Source organism: Pseudomonas sp. c313, assembly GCF_055407145.1.
The window spans coordinates 83,849-99,126 of record NZ_JBUZRD010000013.1 but is presented as its reverse complement, the minus strand read 5'-3'; the positions used below and the strand labels follow the sequence as shown (position 1 = coordinate 99,126).

Genomic DNA, 15,278 nt, shown 5'->3' with positions numbered 1-15,278 from the left:
CAGCGCCTTGAACTATCGCTCTCCGAGGGAGTTCAGGCGCTTAGCGGCAGCATCAATTTAACGGGGAGTTGGTGTTCGGTTTTGTAGGGGCAAGTCCAACTCCATAACTCCCTGTTTACCCAGCCCACCCTCTTTACGCCAACTAACCAACCCCCTTATCTAACGCCCAGGGGATTGGTTCCCATTCTGGCCCTTCATTAAATCGCTCCTTTGGGTCTATGGCGCTCGCCTGCGCTTAACGTTCGGAGCGATTGCTGCTGCCTGCATCTATGCATATTCCTAAAAGTTAGTTTATTTAAAAAATAAACACGATTAGGGTATATGAACCGGACCACCGGACATTCCTGATTTTTTTGTTTTTCAACGGATGCGAGGTAGGTATGGTCAAAATCACCCCGGTGCGTAACGCCAGGGCATTGCGTGCAGCCATGGAGTGGCGCACAGATGTCTAACTTGGCACAAGCTCCCCTCCAGAGTGATCTGGACATTGCCCCGCTGTTGTTGCCCGCCAAGGTACTGCGCAACGACGCCGAGGCCCTCGACGCTGCCCACGAGCTTGCCCAGGCTGCCCGCCTGCAAGCAGCACGGCGCGATCAACAACGCAAATTGCCCTGGGCCGAAATCGAGCAGTTCACCCGCAGCGGCCTGGGCAGTATTTCCATCCCCCGTGAATACGGCGGCCCGCAGGTGTCCTTTGTGACCCTGGCCGAAGTCTTCGCGATTATCAGTGCCGCAGATCCGGCCCTGGGGCAAATCCCGCAGAACCAGTTCGGCATCCTGCACTTGCTGCAAGGCACCGCTAACGAGCGGCAGAAAAAACAATTGTTCCAGAGCGTGCTGGACGGCTGGCGCATTGGCAACGGGGGCCCGGAGCGCGGTACCAAAAACACCTTGGACCTCAAGGCCCGGATCACCGCCGGGGGTGACGGGTTTGTCATCAGCGGCCAGAAGTTTTACTCCACTGGCGCGCTGTACGCCCACTGGGTGGCGATCAAGGCATTGAATGATGACGGCCAGCAGGTCATAGCGTTTGTGCGCCGTGGCACCCTGGGGCTGCGTATCGTCGACGACTGGTCGGGCTTCGGCCAGCGCACCACGGCCAGCGGCACGGTGTTGCTGAACAACGTGCCGGTGGACGCCGAACTGGTGGTAGACAACTGGAGGCTGGGGCAGACCCCGAACATTCAGGGCGCCATGTCGCAATTGATCCAGGCGGCCATCGACGCCGGTATCGCCCGTGGGGCCCTCGACGACACCATCAGCTTCGTACGTGAACGCTCACGCCCGTGGATCGACGCCAAGGTCGAACGGGCCAGCGATGACCTTTACGTGATCGCCGACATCGGCAAACTGAAAATCGAACTGCATGCCGCCGAAGCGCTGCTGCGTAAGGCCGGCCAGGTGTTGGACCAAGTCAGCGCTGCGCCGATCACCGCGCAATCTGCTGCCAGGGCTTCGATTGCCGTGGCCGAAGCCAAAGTGCTGACCACTGAAATTTCTTTATTGGCCAGCGAAAAACTGTTCGAACTGGCCGGCAGCCGCGCCACCCTCGCCGAGTTCAACCTCGACCGCCATTGGCGCAATGCACGGGTGCACACGCTGCACGACCCGGTGCGCTGGAAATACCACGCGGTAGGCGCTTATCACCTCAACGGCACCTTGCCGGCCCGACACTCCTGGATTTAACCGACCAGAACACTTTCTCGACCAAGCTTCTGGAGAACAAAAATGACTTTCTCTCACCACGTCGCGGTCATCACCAGCGATGAACAAGCCCTTATTGTTGCCAGCGACCTGGCCGAAGACTTCCGTCGCGACAGCACCCTGCGCGACCGCGAACGCCGCCTGCCCCTGGCTGAACTGGACGTGTTTTCCCGCTCCGGCCTGTGGGGCATCAGCGTGCCCAAGGAGTACGGCGGTGCTGGCGTTTCCAACGTCACCCTGGCCAAGGTTACGGCGCTGATCGCCCAGGCCGATGCGTCCTTGGGGCAGATCCCGCAGAACCATTTCTATGCGCTGGAAGTATTGCGGGTCAACGGCAACCCTGAGCAGCAAAAGCGCTTGTATGCCGAAGTGTTGGCCGGCCAGCGCTTCGGTAATGCCCTCGCGGAACTGGGCACCAAGACCGCCCATGACCGGGTGACAAAACTGACCCGTGACGGCGACGGCTACCGCATTGCCGGCCGCAAGTTTTACTCAACCGGCGCCCTCTACGCCCAGCGTATTCCCACCTCCGTGGTGGACGAAAACGGCATCCAGCAACTGGCCTTTGTCCCTAGCGACAGCCAGGGCCTGACGGTGATCGACGACTGGAGCGGCTTCGGCCAGCGCACCACCGGCAGTGGTTCGGTGGTGTTCGACAACGTATGGGTGGCCGCCGCCGATGTGATCCCGTTTCAAAGTGCCTTCGAACGCCCTACCCCGGTTGGCCCGCTGGCGCAGATCCTTCACGCTGCCATCGACACCGGCATCGCCCGCGCCGCCTTCGAAGATGCCCTGCACTTCGTGCGCACCAAGACCCGGCCATGGATTGACTCCGGCAACGACAAGGCCACCGAAGACCCGCTGACCCTGAAAAGCTTCGGCCACCTGAGCATTCGCCTGCACGCTACCGAAGCCCTGCTGGAGCGCGCGGGCGTTTTCCTCGACCGTGCCCAGGCCGAGACCAATGCCCAGACCATCGCCGCCGCGTCCATTGCTGTCGCTGAAGTGCGCGCGCTGAGTACCGAGATTTCCCTGGCCGCCGGCAGCACCCTGTTTGAACTGGCCGGCAGCCAGGCGACCCTGGCCGAACATGGCCTGGACCGTCACTGGCGCAACGCCCGGGTGCACACCCTGCACGACCCGGTGCGCTGGAAGTACCACGCGGTGGGTAACTATTACCTCAACGATGAAAACCCGCCGCTGCGGGGGACTATTTGATGAGCAAAAAGAAAATCCTGCTCAATGCCTTCAACATGAACTGCATCGGGCACATCAACCACGGCCTGTGGACTCATCCGCGGGATACTTCGACCCAGTACAAGACGGTCGAATACTGGACCGAACTGGCGCAACTGCTGGAACGCGGATTGTTCGACGGGCTGTTTATCGCCGATATCGTTGGCGTGTATGACGTCTACCAAGACTCGGTGGACGTGCCGCTCAAGGAGTCGATCCAACTGCCGGTCAACGACCCGCTGCTGCTGGTCTCGGCCATGGCCGCCGTCACCAAAAACCTCGGCTTCGGCCTGACCGCCAACCTCACCTACGAGCCGCCGTATCTGTTCGCCCGGCGCATGTCCACGCTCGATCACCTGAGCCGTGGCCGGGTGGGCTGGAACATTGTCACTGGCTACCTGGACAGCGCCGCCAAGGCCATGGGCCTCACCGAGCAAGTCGAACATGACCGCCGCTACGACCAGGCCGACGAGTACCTGCAGGTGCTCTACAAACTCTGGGAAGGCAGTTGGGAAGATGGCGCGGTGATCAACGATCCGCAAGCACGGGTCTACGCCCAGCCAGACAAAGTGCACAAGGTCGAGCATCACGGCGAGTTCTATCAGGTGGAGGGTTATCACCTTTGCGAGCCATCGCCGCAGCGTACGCCAGTGCTGTTCCAGGCCGGCAGTTCGGATCGCGGCCTGCTGTTCGCCGGGCGCCATGCCGAGTGCGTGTTTATCAGCGGGCAGAACAAGGCGGCAACCAAGGTCCAGGTGGACAAGGTGCGCACCAGCGCCGTCGAGGCAGGACGCAACCCGGACGACATCAAGGTGTTCATGGGCCTGAACGTAATCGTCGGCGCCAATGAAGAACTGGCCTGGGCCAAGCACGCCGAGTACCTGAGCTACGCCAGCGCCGAAGCCGGTGTGGCGCATTTTTCCGCATCCACGGCGATCGATTTTTCCCAATACGAGCTGGATGAACCGATCCAGTACGTGAAAAGCAACGCCATCCAGTCGGCCACCAAAACCCTACAAAACAATGACTGGACCCGGCGCAAGTTGCTGGAGCAACACGCCCTCGGTGGTCGCTACATCACCCTGGTGGGCTCGCCGGAGCAAGTGGCCGATGAGCTGGAGTCCTGGATCAGCGAAACCGGCCTGGATGGCTTCAACCTGACGCGCATTGTCACGCCGGAAAGCTATGTGGACTTTATCGATCTGGTGGTTCCCGAGTTGCAGCGACGCGGGTCGTACAAGACGGCTTATGAGCAGGGGACCCTTCGGGAAAAAGTCTTCCATGGATCGGCTCATTTACCCGAGCAGCACACCGGGTCTACCTACCGCCATTGATCAACCAAATTCTTATGACTGGAAGTCCATTATGAAAAAAGCACTCCTCACCCACCCAGTCAAAGCACTGGCTCTCACCCTCGGCCTGTTCAGCTCGGCAGTATTCGCCGCCGACGCACCGCTGAAAGTCGGCACCACCGCCGCCTTCGCCATTCCCCTGGAAGCCGCCGTCGAAGAGGCTGGCAAACAGGGCCTGAAAGTCGAACTGGTGGAGTTCACCGACTGGATCGCACCCAACGTCAGCCTGGCTGCCGGGGATATCGACGTGAATTACTTCCAGCACATCCCGTTCCTGGAAAACGCCAAGGCCGCTGCCGGTTTTGACCTGGTACCGTTCGCGCCGGGGATCATCAACAACGTTGGCCTCTACTCGAAGAAATACAAAAGCTTCGACGAACTGCCGCAAGGCGCTACCGTGGCGATTGCCAATGACCCGATCAACAGCGGTCGCGGCTTGCAACTGCTGGCCAAGGCCGGCTTGATTACCCTCAAGCCGGGCGTGGGCTACAAGGCCACTGAAGAAGACATCATCGCCAACCCCAAGAAGCTGAAAGTCCTGCAGGTGGAAGCCGTGCAACTGGTGCGCGCTTATGACGACGCCGATTTGGTGCAGGGCTACCCGGCTTACATTCGCCTGGCCAAGACCTTCGATGCCGAGTCCGCGCTGCTGTTCGACGGTCTCGACCACAAGGAGTATGTGATCCAGTTTGTGGTCCAGCCGAAAAGCAAAACCGACCCGCGCCTGATCAAGTTCGTCGACATCTACCAACACTCGCCAGCCGTACGCGCCGCCCTGGATAAAGCCCATGGCAAGCTCTACCAAGCCGGCTGGGAAGGCTGAAATGAGCGCCGCCAACGCCCTATTGCGCGCCCTGGACACGACACTGCGGGACGCTGAGCAAACCGAACTGCACCCCAAGCTGAATCGGGCCCATGTGCGCTTTATCAACCTGGGCAAGACCTATGACGGTCAACCTGTGCCGGCGCTGCAAGGCATCGATCTGGCGATTCAGCGCGGTGAAGTGTTCGGCATCATTGGCCGCAGCGGCGCCGGCAAGTCGTCGCTGATCCGCACCATCAACCGCCTGGAGCAACCGAGCAGCGGTCGGGTGTTGATCGATCAAATAGACATCGGTGACTTCGACGAAGACCACCTGGTGGCGCTGCGCCGACGCATCGGCATGATCTTCCAGCACTTCAATCTGATGTCAGCCAAGACCGTGTGGCAGAACGTCGAACTGCCGCTCAAAGTCGCTGGAGTACCCAAGGAACAGCGACAGCAAAAGGTCCGTCAATTACTGGAGTTAGTAGGCCTGCAGGACAAGCACAAAGCCTACCCGGCGCAGTTGTCCGGCGGGCAAAAACAGCGGGTGGGCATTGCCCGTTCGCTGGTGCATGACCCACAGATTCTGTTGTGCGACGAGGCCACTTCGGCGCTGGACCCAGAGACGACTCAATCGATCCTCGGCCTGCTGCGCGAGATCAACAAACGCCTGGGCCTGACCATCGTATTGATCACCCATGAAATGGCGGTGATTCGCGAAATCTGCGACCGGGTCGTGGTGCTCGAACACGGCAAGGTCGTCGAGCAAGGCCCCGTGTGGGAAGTGTTCGGCAACCCGCAGCACGAGGTCAGCAAAACCCTGTTGGCGCCGCTGCAACATGGGTTACCGGAAGAACTGCAAAACCGTTTGCAGCCCAAACCGGTGTCGGCGGACGCGGCCGTCGTGCTGCGTTTGCAATTTACTGGCAGCGCCCAGGACGAGCCGGACCTGGCGGCGCTGTTCAGTGCTCTTGGCGGGCGCGTGCGCTTGCTGCAAGGCGGGGTTGAACGGATTCAGGGCCATGCGCTGGGGCAGTTGCTGCTGGCGGTCACAGGCTCGTCCCTGGGCGCCGAAGAATTGCGCAGCCGCGCCAAGCGCTGGGCACAACAGGTGGAGGTGCTGGGCTATGTGGTTTGACCGGTTATTGCAGGGCGCCATCGACACCTTGTTGATGGTCGGTGTGTCATCACTGATCGCGTTGCTGGTGGGTATCCCGCTGGCGGTGTTTCTGGTCACCAGTGACAAGGGCGGCATCTACCAGGCCCCGGCGCTGAACCGGGTGCTGGGGGCATTCGTCAATCTGTTCCGTTCCATTCCGTTTCTGATTTTGATGGTGGCGCTGATTCCCTTTACCCGGTTGATCGTCGGCACCACCTACGGCGTATGGGCCGCCGTGGTGCCGCTGACCATCGCCGCGACGCCATTCTTCGCGCGCATCGCTGAGGTCAGCCTGCGGGAGGTCGATCACGGGCTGATCGAAGCGGCGCAAGCGATGGGCTGCCGGCGCTGGCATATTGTCTGGCATGTGCTGTTGCCTGAGGCGCTGCCGGGGATTGTTGGCGGCTTCACCATCACCCTGGTGACCATGATCAACTCGTCGGCCATGGCCGGGGCGATTGGTGCCGGGGGGCTGGGGGATATTGCCTATCGCTATGGGTATCAGCGATTTGACAGCCAGATCATGCTGACGGTGATTGTGTTGCTGGTGATTCTGGTGGCGGTGATTCAGTTGGGTGGGGATCGCTTGGCGCGGGTGCTCAACAAGCGCTGAGAGGGCGGTGGCTTTATTGGAGCTGCCGCACAGCCCCTCGCCACAAGGTATAGTCGGGCTCTCTCTTTGCCCGGTGCCGCTCGCCATGAAACTCGCCCCCGACGACCTCGACCAGATCACTTCCACCACCCTGAGCCATTACAACAAGGTGGCCGAGGATTTCCGCGAGGGCACCCGCGACCATGATGTGAGCCAGAACATCGATGCGCTGTTGCGGCACATCCAGGCGGATGCGCCGTTTACCGTGCTGGATTTCGGATGCGGGCCGGGGCGGGACTTGCAGACGTTTACCCGCATGGGCCATATCGCCGTCGGGCTGGACGGCTCGGAGCGCTTTGCACAGATGGCCCGCGAAGACAGCGGCTGCGAAGTGTTGCAACAGGACTTCCTGAAACTCGATTTGCCTGCCGCTCGTTTTGACGGGATCTTCGCCAATGCGGTGCTGTTTCATATTCCCAAGCAGGAATTACCGCGCATTCTCAAGCAGCTCCATGGGGCGTTGAAACCGGGTGGTGTGTTGTTCAGCTCCAACCCTCGCGGTGAAAACCAGGAGGGCTGGAACGGACCGCGTTATGGGTCCTATCACGACCTTGACGCTTGGCAAGAGCTGCTGACAGCCGCGGGGTTTGTCGAACTGGAGCATTACTATCGCCCGGCCGGGTTGCCCCTGGAGCAGCAACCCTGGCTGGCGAGTGTGTGGCGCAAACACTAAGTCACCCGTAGCAGCTGTCGAGCCCTAGCGAGGCTGCGTCAGACGCGCCTCGGGGCTGGCTGGCTCACGCTAGGGCTCGACAGCTGCTACGGAATAAATCGCAGGTGATTCTCCGGGTATCAACGCCGTCACGCTGCTAGCTGCATAACCCTCTCTGGCCTGCCCGGCAAAATTGGCCACCAGCCGCGTCCCATCGGCAAAGGTGGTCTGCTGCACCTGCCGATCCGCCGTCAGCCAGCGAAAGTCCGTCAATGCCTGGGTCGCCAGACGCTGATGCAGCGGGCGAAAAAATCCGTCCTGTCGCTGGATCAGCGGCAAGCGCTGCTTGAGGGTTGCGGCACTCAGGTGATAAAGCGGCGGCACGTTGTAGAGCAGTTGGGCCAGTTCGTTTTCACCCTGCACATTGCTCAGTTTCAGGCTGTCGAACAGCCAGTGATGCGTGGTGATGACTGAGCCATGGAACACCGCCTGGTACAACGGCAGGCGCATCGCCGGGTCGAAATAGACGGTGCGAAACGGCTCTTTCAGCGGCACGGATTTGAAAAACACCGCCGGTTGCTCCGGTGGATACCAGGCGCCCACGTAATAGGGTGATTGCTTGTCCTGAGTCATCTCCCGATCGCCCCACCCCAGCACCGGCGTCTGCATGCCGTGGGCAAACAGGATGCCTTGGGCGGTAGTTGCATTGCCGTCTTCGGAGCCCACCGCCACCTTGAGGGCATTGCCGATCCAGCGGGAAGCATCAATGTTGCCTTCGGCGTTCTGCGCCTGGGTCATGTTGAGAACGGAGCGGTAGCTGTCGAACAGCATGCCAGTGGCGTAGGCATCAAGGAACCAGGCGTTGAAGCCGGCCTTGGCCTGCACCGCCTTTACCCGCGCCTCCAATAGCGATCGCACACAACGTGGGTCGGTGTAGTACCCGGACTTCTGGAAACCGGTTTTGAGCTGGCCGTTTTTCAAGACAATTCCACAGTCGCGATGGGCCCTGCTGCCCAGGTGCGCGGTAGTCCAGTCCGGATTTTCCTTGGCCGACAGGGCGGTCTCATAAGAGTCATAGGGTGCCATCAAGTAACCGGCGTCGACCCCGACCCGCACCGCCTCCGGGTGCCAGAGCCCACCTTCCCAGCCTTCGCCAAGGGTCAGCAACAGGCGCTGGAGCCCGGCATCCTGCAAGGACTTGACGGTGATCGTGGACAAGGTGCTGCCCCAGGTTTGCGGCGCTGCACTCAGGGCACTGGAGAACGTCACCGCCAATTCACCCCGTAACGCGCCATAGCCGCCAGCAAGCTTTTCCATGTCAGGTTCAGCAGCGGCTTGCCAACTCTGGCGCGCCTTTTTATTGATCGCCGCGTTCAAACCGCGCAACAAGGTGGTTTGCTGATAGCGATCGAGAAACGGCTGGGTCACCTGCAGGACCTGCATCGACTCCTTGTCCAGCAAACCTTTCAGCTCCCCCGCCAGACCGTCATCGCTACGCAATATCTTGCGCAGTTGCGACCAGTCGCGCACATCGCCAGGGCCCAACAGGTCGTTGCCCCACAAGTAGACGTGGCTGGCACCCAGCAACTTCTCGGCCTCCGGCGTCTGCCGCAACTTGTCCGCAAACGGCTCGTAACGCCCCTGTTCAACCAGCCATTGTCGATAGCGCTTGGCACCGGCCAACAGATCGGGCCCTCCCAGGTGCAGGCGCAACGTCATCGGCGCCGAGGGGGCCAGGGCGGTGAACTCATGAAGCACTGACAACCCCAGGCGCTTGCCCTCGGCCTGCCAGTGCAGACGATTGTTGTACGGATTAGTCATCAACCAGTTGAGGGTAAACGTGCCGTAATCGACCCCCCATAACGGCAGGCTAAGGTCCTGGGTAGTGTTCACATCATCCTGCTCCAGCAGGAAGTTCTGCCAAAGCGTGTTGCCGGCGGGCACGTAATGGCCCTCGGCGAGTGGCCAGATCAAGCCCTTGCCCATGGCGCTGGCCGGTTGCTGGAGGATGTTCAGTTCGCCAGCTTCCCGGGCCGTGATGCTCAGGGCGAGGTCGCGCTGGTCGAGAGTGGCGCTCAGGCGAAAGGCACCGTCGTCCCATTGCCATGTGGCCTGATTGGGGGTTTGGGAAAGCTGGCTGACTTTATGGGCGGTGACGCCACTGGAGGCCTGCACGGGATCGTTATCGGCAGGCGTGACGCGCAGAGCCAAGGTGGCCGGATCGAGTTCGATGCTCCACAGACTGTTTTCCAGCACCGTGCCAGCGAGGGCCAAGGGTGATAGCAACAGGGCACAGACCATCAGGGCATGGCGCAGGCAGTTGGTCATGGCAGGGACCTTCTCAAGTGAGGTCAGGAGGGTAGAACAATTGAATTCCGCTCGGGAGACAGGAGATGTTTGCAGATATTTCCAGGATCATTCCCACGCGCTCGCGTGGGAATGATCAATATTAGCCTTCAGATCTTTCTTTCTTCGGCTCGCGAATCTTGTACCAGGTCACATACAGCGCCGGCAAAAACAGCAGTGTCAGCAAGGTGGCGATGATAATGCCGCCGATCATCGCGTAGGCCATCGGCCCCCAGAACACTTCCCGGGCGATGGGAATCATGCCCAGGCTGGCCGCAGCCGCCGTCAGCAGGATCGGCCGGCGCCGGTGCTCGGTGGCTTCCACCACCGCATCCCACGGCGAGTAGCCGTCGCGCTCGTAGGCATCGATCTGCGTCACCAGGATCACCGAGTTGCGGATGATGATGCCGATCAGCGCGAGAATCCCCAGGATCGCCACAAAACCCATGGGCGTGCCCGTGGGAATCAGCGCCAGCACCACACCAATCAATCCCAGCGGCGCGACGCTGGCCACCAGGAACATTTTCTGCACGCTGTGCAACTGGATCATCAGGAAGGTCGCCATCAAAAACAGCATCAGCGGCACCACCTTGGCAATCGGCCCCTGAGCCTTGCCACTTTCTTCCACGGTGCCGCCGGTGGCGACTTTGTAGCCTACCGGCAAACCGGCGCTGAACTTGTCGATTTCAGGCTTCAGTTGTTTCACCAGATCGGTCGGCTGCATCTCATCGCGCACCGCCGCCTTGATGGTGATGGTCGGCTTGCGATCCCGACGCCACACCAGCGGCTGCTCCAGTTCATAGCGCACGGTGGCAAAGGCCAGCAGCGGAATCGAGGTGCCGTTGGGCGTGACGATCTGCAGGTTCTGCAAGGTTTGCGGCGTGCCACGCTCGGCGTCTTCGGCGCGGCCGACCACGTTGATCAGGTAAATATCATCATGCACCTGCGTCACCGCAGCACCGCTGACCACGCTGTTCATCAACTGCGCCACGTCTTCGGACGACAGCCCCAATTGCCGCGCCTTGTCTTGGGCGATATCAACCCGCAGGACTTTGCCCGGCTCGTTCCAGTCGTAGATGATTTCGCCAAGGTGAGTGTTTTTATCGAGCAGGGTCGCCAATTCGATGGCGTGTTTGCGCACTTGGTCGATGTCCTTGCCGGAGACTCTGTACTGGATCGGCCTGCCAACAGGCGGGCCCATTTCCAGGGGCTGGACGAAGCTGCCGACGCCGACAAAGTCATCGCGCAGGTATTTTTGCAGGCGGGCAATCAACGCCCCGCGCTCTTCCAGGCCTTTGCTGACAATCACCAACTGCGCGTAGTACGGGTTCTCCAGTTGCTGGTCCAGCGGCAGGTAGAACCGGATCGCGCCCTGGCCGATATAGGTACTCCAGCGGGCGATGTCCGGGTCGTCCTTGATGATTGCTTCAAGGCGATCCACGGCCTTGCGGGTTTCATTGATCGAGGCGTTTTGAGGTAGGTTGAGGTCGACGAGGATTTCCGGGCGGTCGGACGACGGGAAAAACTGGTTCTGCACAAACTGCATGGAAAACACCGACGCGGCGAACAGCAGCACCGTGATGCCGATGGCCCACCAACGGTTGCGCATGGCCCACAGCATGCCGCCATTGAACGCCCGACCAACACGCCCTGGCTCGGCGCTGTGAGGTTTGACCTTGCTGCTGAGGATATGCACGCCAATCACCGGCGCGAACAACACGGCGACCACCCACGACACCAGCATCGCGACGGCGATCACCGCGAACAGGGTAAAGGTGTACTCACCGGCGGAGCTGGCGTTGAGGCCGATGGGCACAAACCCGGCCACCGTCACCAGCGTCCCGGTCAGCATCGGAAACGCGGTGGAGGTGTAGGCAAAGGTCGCCGCCTGCTCCTTGGTTTCACCTTTTTCCAGGCGCGTGATCATCATCTCCACGGTGATCATCGCGTCATCCACCAGCAGACCGAGGGCGATAATCAACGCGCCCAACGACACCCGCTGCATGGTGATACCGCTGTATTCCATGAACACGAAGACCAGCGCCAGCACCAATGGAATCGAGCAGGCCACCACCAGGCCGGCACGCACGCCGAGGCTGATAAAACTCACCACCAGCACGATGATCACCGCTTCAAACAGCGCGCTGGTAAAGCCGCCGACGGCCTCCTCCACCACTTCTGCCTGATCGGAGACCTTGTGCACATCGACGCCCACCGGCAAGTCGGCAGTCAGGTCATCCATGCGCTGGTGCAGGGCCTTGCCGAAGTCCTGAATATTGCCGCCCTTTTGCATGGCAATAGCCAGGCCAATGGCCGGCTTGCCGTTGAAACGAAACATCGGCCTTGCTGGGTCGACGTAGCCACGGCTGATCTCGGCAATATCCGCCAGCCGATAGAAACGATCATTGAGCCGCAGGTTGACGTTGGCCAGGTCCTTCTCCGAAGCAAACTGCCCCGAGGTGCGCACCGAAATCCGCTCCGGCCCGGCCTCGATCACCCCGGCTGGCGTCACCGCGTTCTGCGATTGCAGGCTCTGCACCACTTGGCGCTGATCAATCCCTAGTGCCGCGAGTTTGCGGGTGGAGAAATTCAGGTAAATCACTTCGTCCTGCTGGCCGATCATCTCGACCTTGCCCAGCCCCGGCACCGAACGAATCTCGGCGCGCACCTGCTCGACGTAATCGCGCAGTTGGCGCATCGACAGGCCATCGGCGGTAAAGGCATACACCGAGCCGAACACATCCCCGAACTCGTCGTTAAACGAAGGCCCTTGCAGCCCCTGGGGGAAGGTGCCGCGAATGTCGTCGATCTTCTTGCGTACCTGGTACCAGATCTGGGGAATATCCTTGGCGCTGGTGGTGTCGCGCAGGAACACGAACACCGTGGACTCACCAGGGCGGGTGTAGCTTTTCACATAGTCGAGGGAGTCCAGCTCTTCGAGTTTTTTCTCGATGCGGTCGGTGACCTGCTTGAGGGTTTCTTCCTGGGTCGCACCCGGCCAGCGGGTCTGGATCACCATGGTCTTGATAGTGAAGGACGGGTCTTCCTCGCGGCCCAGATTCATGTAGGAGAACACGCCCATCAGCAGCGCGACGAACATCAGGTACCAGACGAAGGACTGATGCTTGAGGGCCCAGTCGGATAAATTGAAGCTCCCTTTCATTGCGGGCTGCCCTCGTCGATTTTGACTTTTTGCCCAGGCTTCAGGCTGTTCACCCCGGCACTCACCACCCGTTCGCCGGGTTTTACGCCGCCGTTGAGCAGTGCGCTGTCAGCGTTGCGACTAATGAGGGTGACGTCGCGTGGCTGAACGGTCTGGCTTTGCATATCGATGACCCAGATTCGGGTTTGGCCATCGACTTCCTGCAAGGTGCTGAGGGGCAGTTCGATACGCGGAGCGATGGCCGAACTCAAGGTCACGCTGATGGCCGTGCCCAGGCGAAAGGCCGCTGGCGTGTCGGCCAGGGTCAGGCGTGCGCGACGGGTGCGGGTGGCGCTTTGGGCCTGGGGCTCGATTTCGCGCACGGTGGCGGTGGTGCTGACATTCGGGTCCATCTGCCCGGCCACGCGGAACACCACGTCGGGCGGCAAGCGCTCGGCCAGGCCGGCGGGCAGGTCGATCACCGCTTCCTTGATGTCGGGACGGGCCAGGGTCACCACTTGTTGACCGGCGCTGACCACTTGGCCGGCCTCGGCATTCCAGGCGGTGACGATGCCGGCATGATCAGTGCGCAATTCGCTGTAGTTGAGCTGGTCCTTGGCCTGATTGACCGAGGCCCTGGCCTGATCGAGGGAGGCCTGGGTGGTCTTCAGGTCAGTCTGGGCGATGTCCAGTTGCGCCTGGGCGCCGACGCCACGGTTGAACAATTCCTGCTGGCGGCGGGCGTTGGCCTGGGCGTTGATCCATTGTGCCTGGACCCGAGCCTGGTCGCCCTGGGCGGCGCGCAGTTGGTTCTGTTGATCGGTAGGGTCGAGGACGGCCAGCAAGGCACCCTTCTCCACTTGCGCGCCCACGTCGACAGCACGCCGGGCGATGCGGCCGGGCACCCGAAAGCCGAGGTTACTTTCGTAGCGGGCCTGGACGGTGCCGGCGAAGCGGCCGAGGTTTTCCTGATCTTCGGATTTCACCTCAATGGACAGCACCGGGCGTATCGGCTCGGGCGCAGGCTCTTCCTTGGAGCAGGCCATCAGCAGCACGCTGGCGGCGAGTAATACCGTCAGCCGTTTCATGGTTGAGCACCTTGAGCCTGGGCCTGATCCGGCGGCTGGGCAATTTCGACAAGCATGCCGGGATGCAGCAGTTGCCCACCCGCCACCACGACTTTTTCGCCGCCCTTGAGACCGTCGCTGATGATCACCTTGCCGGTGAGGTAGCGGCTGACGGTGACCTTATGCAGTTGCGCCTTGCCATCGCCGTCCACCAGCCACACGGCGGGCTCGCTGAGGTCTTTGGTCAGCGCGGCCCAGGGCAGTTCGACACTGGGCTTGGCCGGTGCATTGGCGGTGGCGCTGACCACCGAACCCAGGTCCATGCCCTTGGGCAAGGCGCTCAAGGCGATCTTCACTTGCACAGTGCCGCTGTTGGCGGCCACGGCCGGGGTGACCTCGCGGACTCTGCCCTGGGCCTTGATACTCGGGTTATCCAGCAGGCTGACGGTGATTGGCGCATCGGGCGGAGGCTCCACCAGCAAGGATTCATAGACGTTGAACACCGCGTCACGCTCGCCATCGCGCGCCAGGCTGAAAATCGGCACAGTGGCCTGCACCACTTGGCCGACTTCGGCCTGGCGGGCGGTAATTACGCCGGGAGCGTCGGCAATCAGTGACGTGTAGCCCAACTGCTCACGGGCATTGGCCAGTTGTGCCTGGGCAGCGGCCAGGGCGCTTTGGCTACTGCGCAGGGCAGCCTGGGCCGAATCGTATTCGCTGCGGCTGGTGTAGCCCTTGGGCAGGAGCTTTTCCTGGCGCACAAAGGCGGCGGCCGCCTGTTTGACCCGGGCCTGTTCGGCGACGACCTGGGCCTGGTCGGAATCGACGCTGGTCTGCAAATCCTTGGGATCAAGCTTGGCGAGCACTTGCCTGGCCGTCACCCGGTCACCGACATCGACCATGCGCTGGATGATCTTGCCACCAACGCGAAACGACAGATCGGTCTGCACCCGCGCCTGAATGTCCCCGGTGAGGGTCACGGCAGCGGCAAAATCGGCAGGCTTAACGGTTTGCACGAACACCCGGGAATGTTCCTTGGGTTCGGCTTTTTCCTGGCCACAGCCGCTCAGCAGCACCAGCAGGCCAAGGCCGAGAATGATTGTCGAGGTGGGACCGCCCATGCAGGCTCCTTGCTTGATTGACGCGTCTTTGATCATGCGACT

General features: G+C 61.2%; 11 protein-coding genes. 7 read left to right on the top strand and 4 right to left on the bottom strand.

Features of this window, described 5'->3' with window-relative positions; translation table 11 throughout:
• The first annotated feature begins 444 nt into the window (after positions 1-444).
• The 7 genes from ACZRKZ_RS24465 (at position 445) to ACZRKZ_RS24435 (ending at position 7,581) form a co-directional block, all read left to right on the top strand.
• The gene (locus ACZRKZ_RS24465; protein WP_463983007.1) at positions 445-1,686 is read left to right on the top strand and encodes an SfnB family sulfur acquisition oxidoreductase; all 1,242 of its coding nucleotides are present in this window, start codon (positions 445-447) and stop codon (positions 1,684-1,686) included.
• 42 nt (positions 1,687-1,728) lie between these two features.
• Positions 1,729-2,922 carry an SfnB family sulfur acquisition oxidoreductase gene (locus tag ACZRKZ_RS24460; RefSeq protein WP_463983006.1) on the top strand — a complete coding sequence of 398 codons (1,194 nt, stop codon included), beginning with the start codon at positions 1,729-1,731 and terminating at the stop codon, positions 2,920-2,922.
• Positions 2,922-4,274: an LLM class flavin-dependent oxidoreductase gene (locus ACZRKZ_RS24455; RefSeq protein ID WP_463983005.1), complete on the top strand. Its 1,353-nt coding sequence runs from the start codon at positions 2,922-2,924 to the stop codon at positions 4,272-4,274. The genes ACZRKZ_RS24460 and ACZRKZ_RS24455 overlap by 1 nt, the downstream gene beginning before the upstream one ends.
• Before the next feature lie 31 nt (positions 4,275-4,305).
• On the top strand, positions 4,306-5,115 hold the full coding sequence (locus ACZRKZ_RS24450; protein WP_463983004.1) for a MetQ/NlpA family ABC transporter substrate-binding protein: 810 nt from the start codon (positions 4,306-4,308) through the stop codon (positions 5,113-5,115).
• A 1-nt stretch (position 5,116) separates the two neighbouring features.
• The gene (locus ACZRKZ_RS24445) at positions 5,117-6,235 is read left to right on the top strand and encodes a methionine ABC transporter ATP-binding protein (RefSeq protein WP_463983008.1); all 1,119 of its coding nucleotides are present in this window, start codon (positions 5,117-5,119) and stop codon (positions 6,233-6,235) included.
• A complete protein-coding gene (locus ACZRKZ_RS24440) occupies positions 6,225-6,869 on the top strand; it encodes a methionine ABC transporter permease (RefSeq protein ID WP_032856565.1) in 645 nt (214 codons plus the stop codon). The genes ACZRKZ_RS24445 and ACZRKZ_RS24440 overlap by 11 nt, the downstream gene beginning before the upstream one ends.
• Before the next feature lie 85 nt (positions 6,870-6,954).
• Positions 6,955-7,581, top strand: a complete 627-nt coding sequence (locus ACZRKZ_RS24435) for a class I SAM-dependent methyltransferase (RefSeq protein ID WP_463983003.1) — start codon at positions 6,955-6,957, stop codon at positions 7,579-7,581.
• A gap of 69 nt (positions 7,582-7,650) precedes the next feature.
• Here ACZRKZ_RS24435 and ACZRKZ_RS24430 read toward each other — a convergent pair whose 3' ends face one another.
• The 4 genes from ACZRKZ_RS24430 to ACZRKZ_RS24415 all read right to left on the bottom strand — a co-directional run bounded on the left by ACZRKZ_RS24430 (position 7,651) and on the right by ACZRKZ_RS24415 (position 15,236).
• A complete protein-coding gene (locus ACZRKZ_RS24430; RefSeq protein WP_463983002.1) occupies positions 7,651-9,888 on the bottom strand; it encodes a glycoside hydrolase in 2,238 nt (745 codons plus the stop codon).
• Positions 9,889-10,009: 121 nt separating this feature from the next.
• On the bottom strand, positions 10,010-13,069 hold the full coding sequence (locus ACZRKZ_RS24425; RefSeq protein WP_463983001.1) for an efflux RND transporter permease subunit: 3,060 nt from the start codon (positions 13,067-13,069) through the stop codon (positions 10,010-10,012).
• Positions 13,066-14,136: an efflux RND transporter periplasmic adaptor subunit gene (locus tag ACZRKZ_RS24420; protein WP_463968911.1), complete on the bottom strand. Its 1,071-nt coding sequence runs from the start codon at positions 14,134-14,136 to the stop codon at positions 13,066-13,068. Before ACZRKZ_RS24420 ends, ACZRKZ_RS24425 begins: the two co-directional genes overlap by 4 nt.
• Positions 14,133-15,236, bottom strand: coding sequence for an efflux RND transporter periplasmic adaptor subunit (locus ACZRKZ_RS24415; RefSeq protein WP_463983000.1), 1,104 nt, complete (start codon positions 15,234-15,236; stop codon positions 14,133-14,135). The genes ACZRKZ_RS24420 and ACZRKZ_RS24415 overlap by 4 nt, the downstream gene beginning before the upstream one ends.
• Positions 15,237-15,278 lie beyond the last annotated feature (42 nt).

Bases quoted from the DNA above. Each gene is read 5' to 3' on its own strand.
- ACZRKZ_RS24465 (WP_463983007.1), top strand. From the start codon at position 445: ATGTCTAACTTGGCACAAGCTCCCCTCCAGAGTGATCTGGACATTGCC.
- ACZRKZ_RS24460 (WP_463983006.1), top strand. From the start codon at position 1,729: ATGACTTTCTCTCACCACGTCGCGGTCATCACCAGCGATGAACAAGCC.
- ACZRKZ_RS24455 (WP_463983005.1), top strand. From the start codon at position 2,922: ATGAGCAAAAAGAAAATCCTGCTCAATGCCTTCAACATGAACTGCATC.
- ACZRKZ_RS24450 (WP_463983004.1), top strand. From the start codon at position 4,306: ATGAAAAAAGCACTCCTCACCCACCCAGTCAAAGCACTGGCTCTCACC.
- ACZRKZ_RS24445 (WP_463983008.1), top strand. From the start codon at position 5,117: ATGAGCGCCGCCAACGCCCTATTGCGCGCCCTGGACACGACACTGCGG.
- ACZRKZ_RS24440 (WP_032856565.1), top strand. From the start codon at position 6,225: ATGTGGTTTGACCGGTTATTGCAGGGCGCCATCGACACCTTGTTGATG.
- ACZRKZ_RS24435 (WP_463983003.1), top strand. From the start codon at position 6,955: ATGAAACTCGCCCCCGACGACCTCGACCAGATCACTTCCACCACCCTG.
- ACZRKZ_RS24430 (WP_463983002.1), bottom strand. From the start codon at position 9,888: ATGACCAACTGCCTGCGCCATGCCCTGATGGTCTGTGCCCTGTTGCTA.
- ACZRKZ_RS24425 (WP_463983001.1), bottom strand. From the start codon at position 13,069: ATGAAAGGGAGCTTCAATTTATCCGACTGGGCCCTCAAGCATCAGTCC.
- ACZRKZ_RS24420 (WP_463968911.1), bottom strand. From the start codon at position 14,136: ATGAAACGGCTGACGGTATTACTCGCCGCCAGCGTGCTGCTGATGGCC.
- ACZRKZ_RS24415 (WP_463983000.1), bottom strand. From the start codon at position 15,236: ATGGGCGGTCCCACCTCGACAATCATTCTCGGCCTTGGCCTGCTGGTG.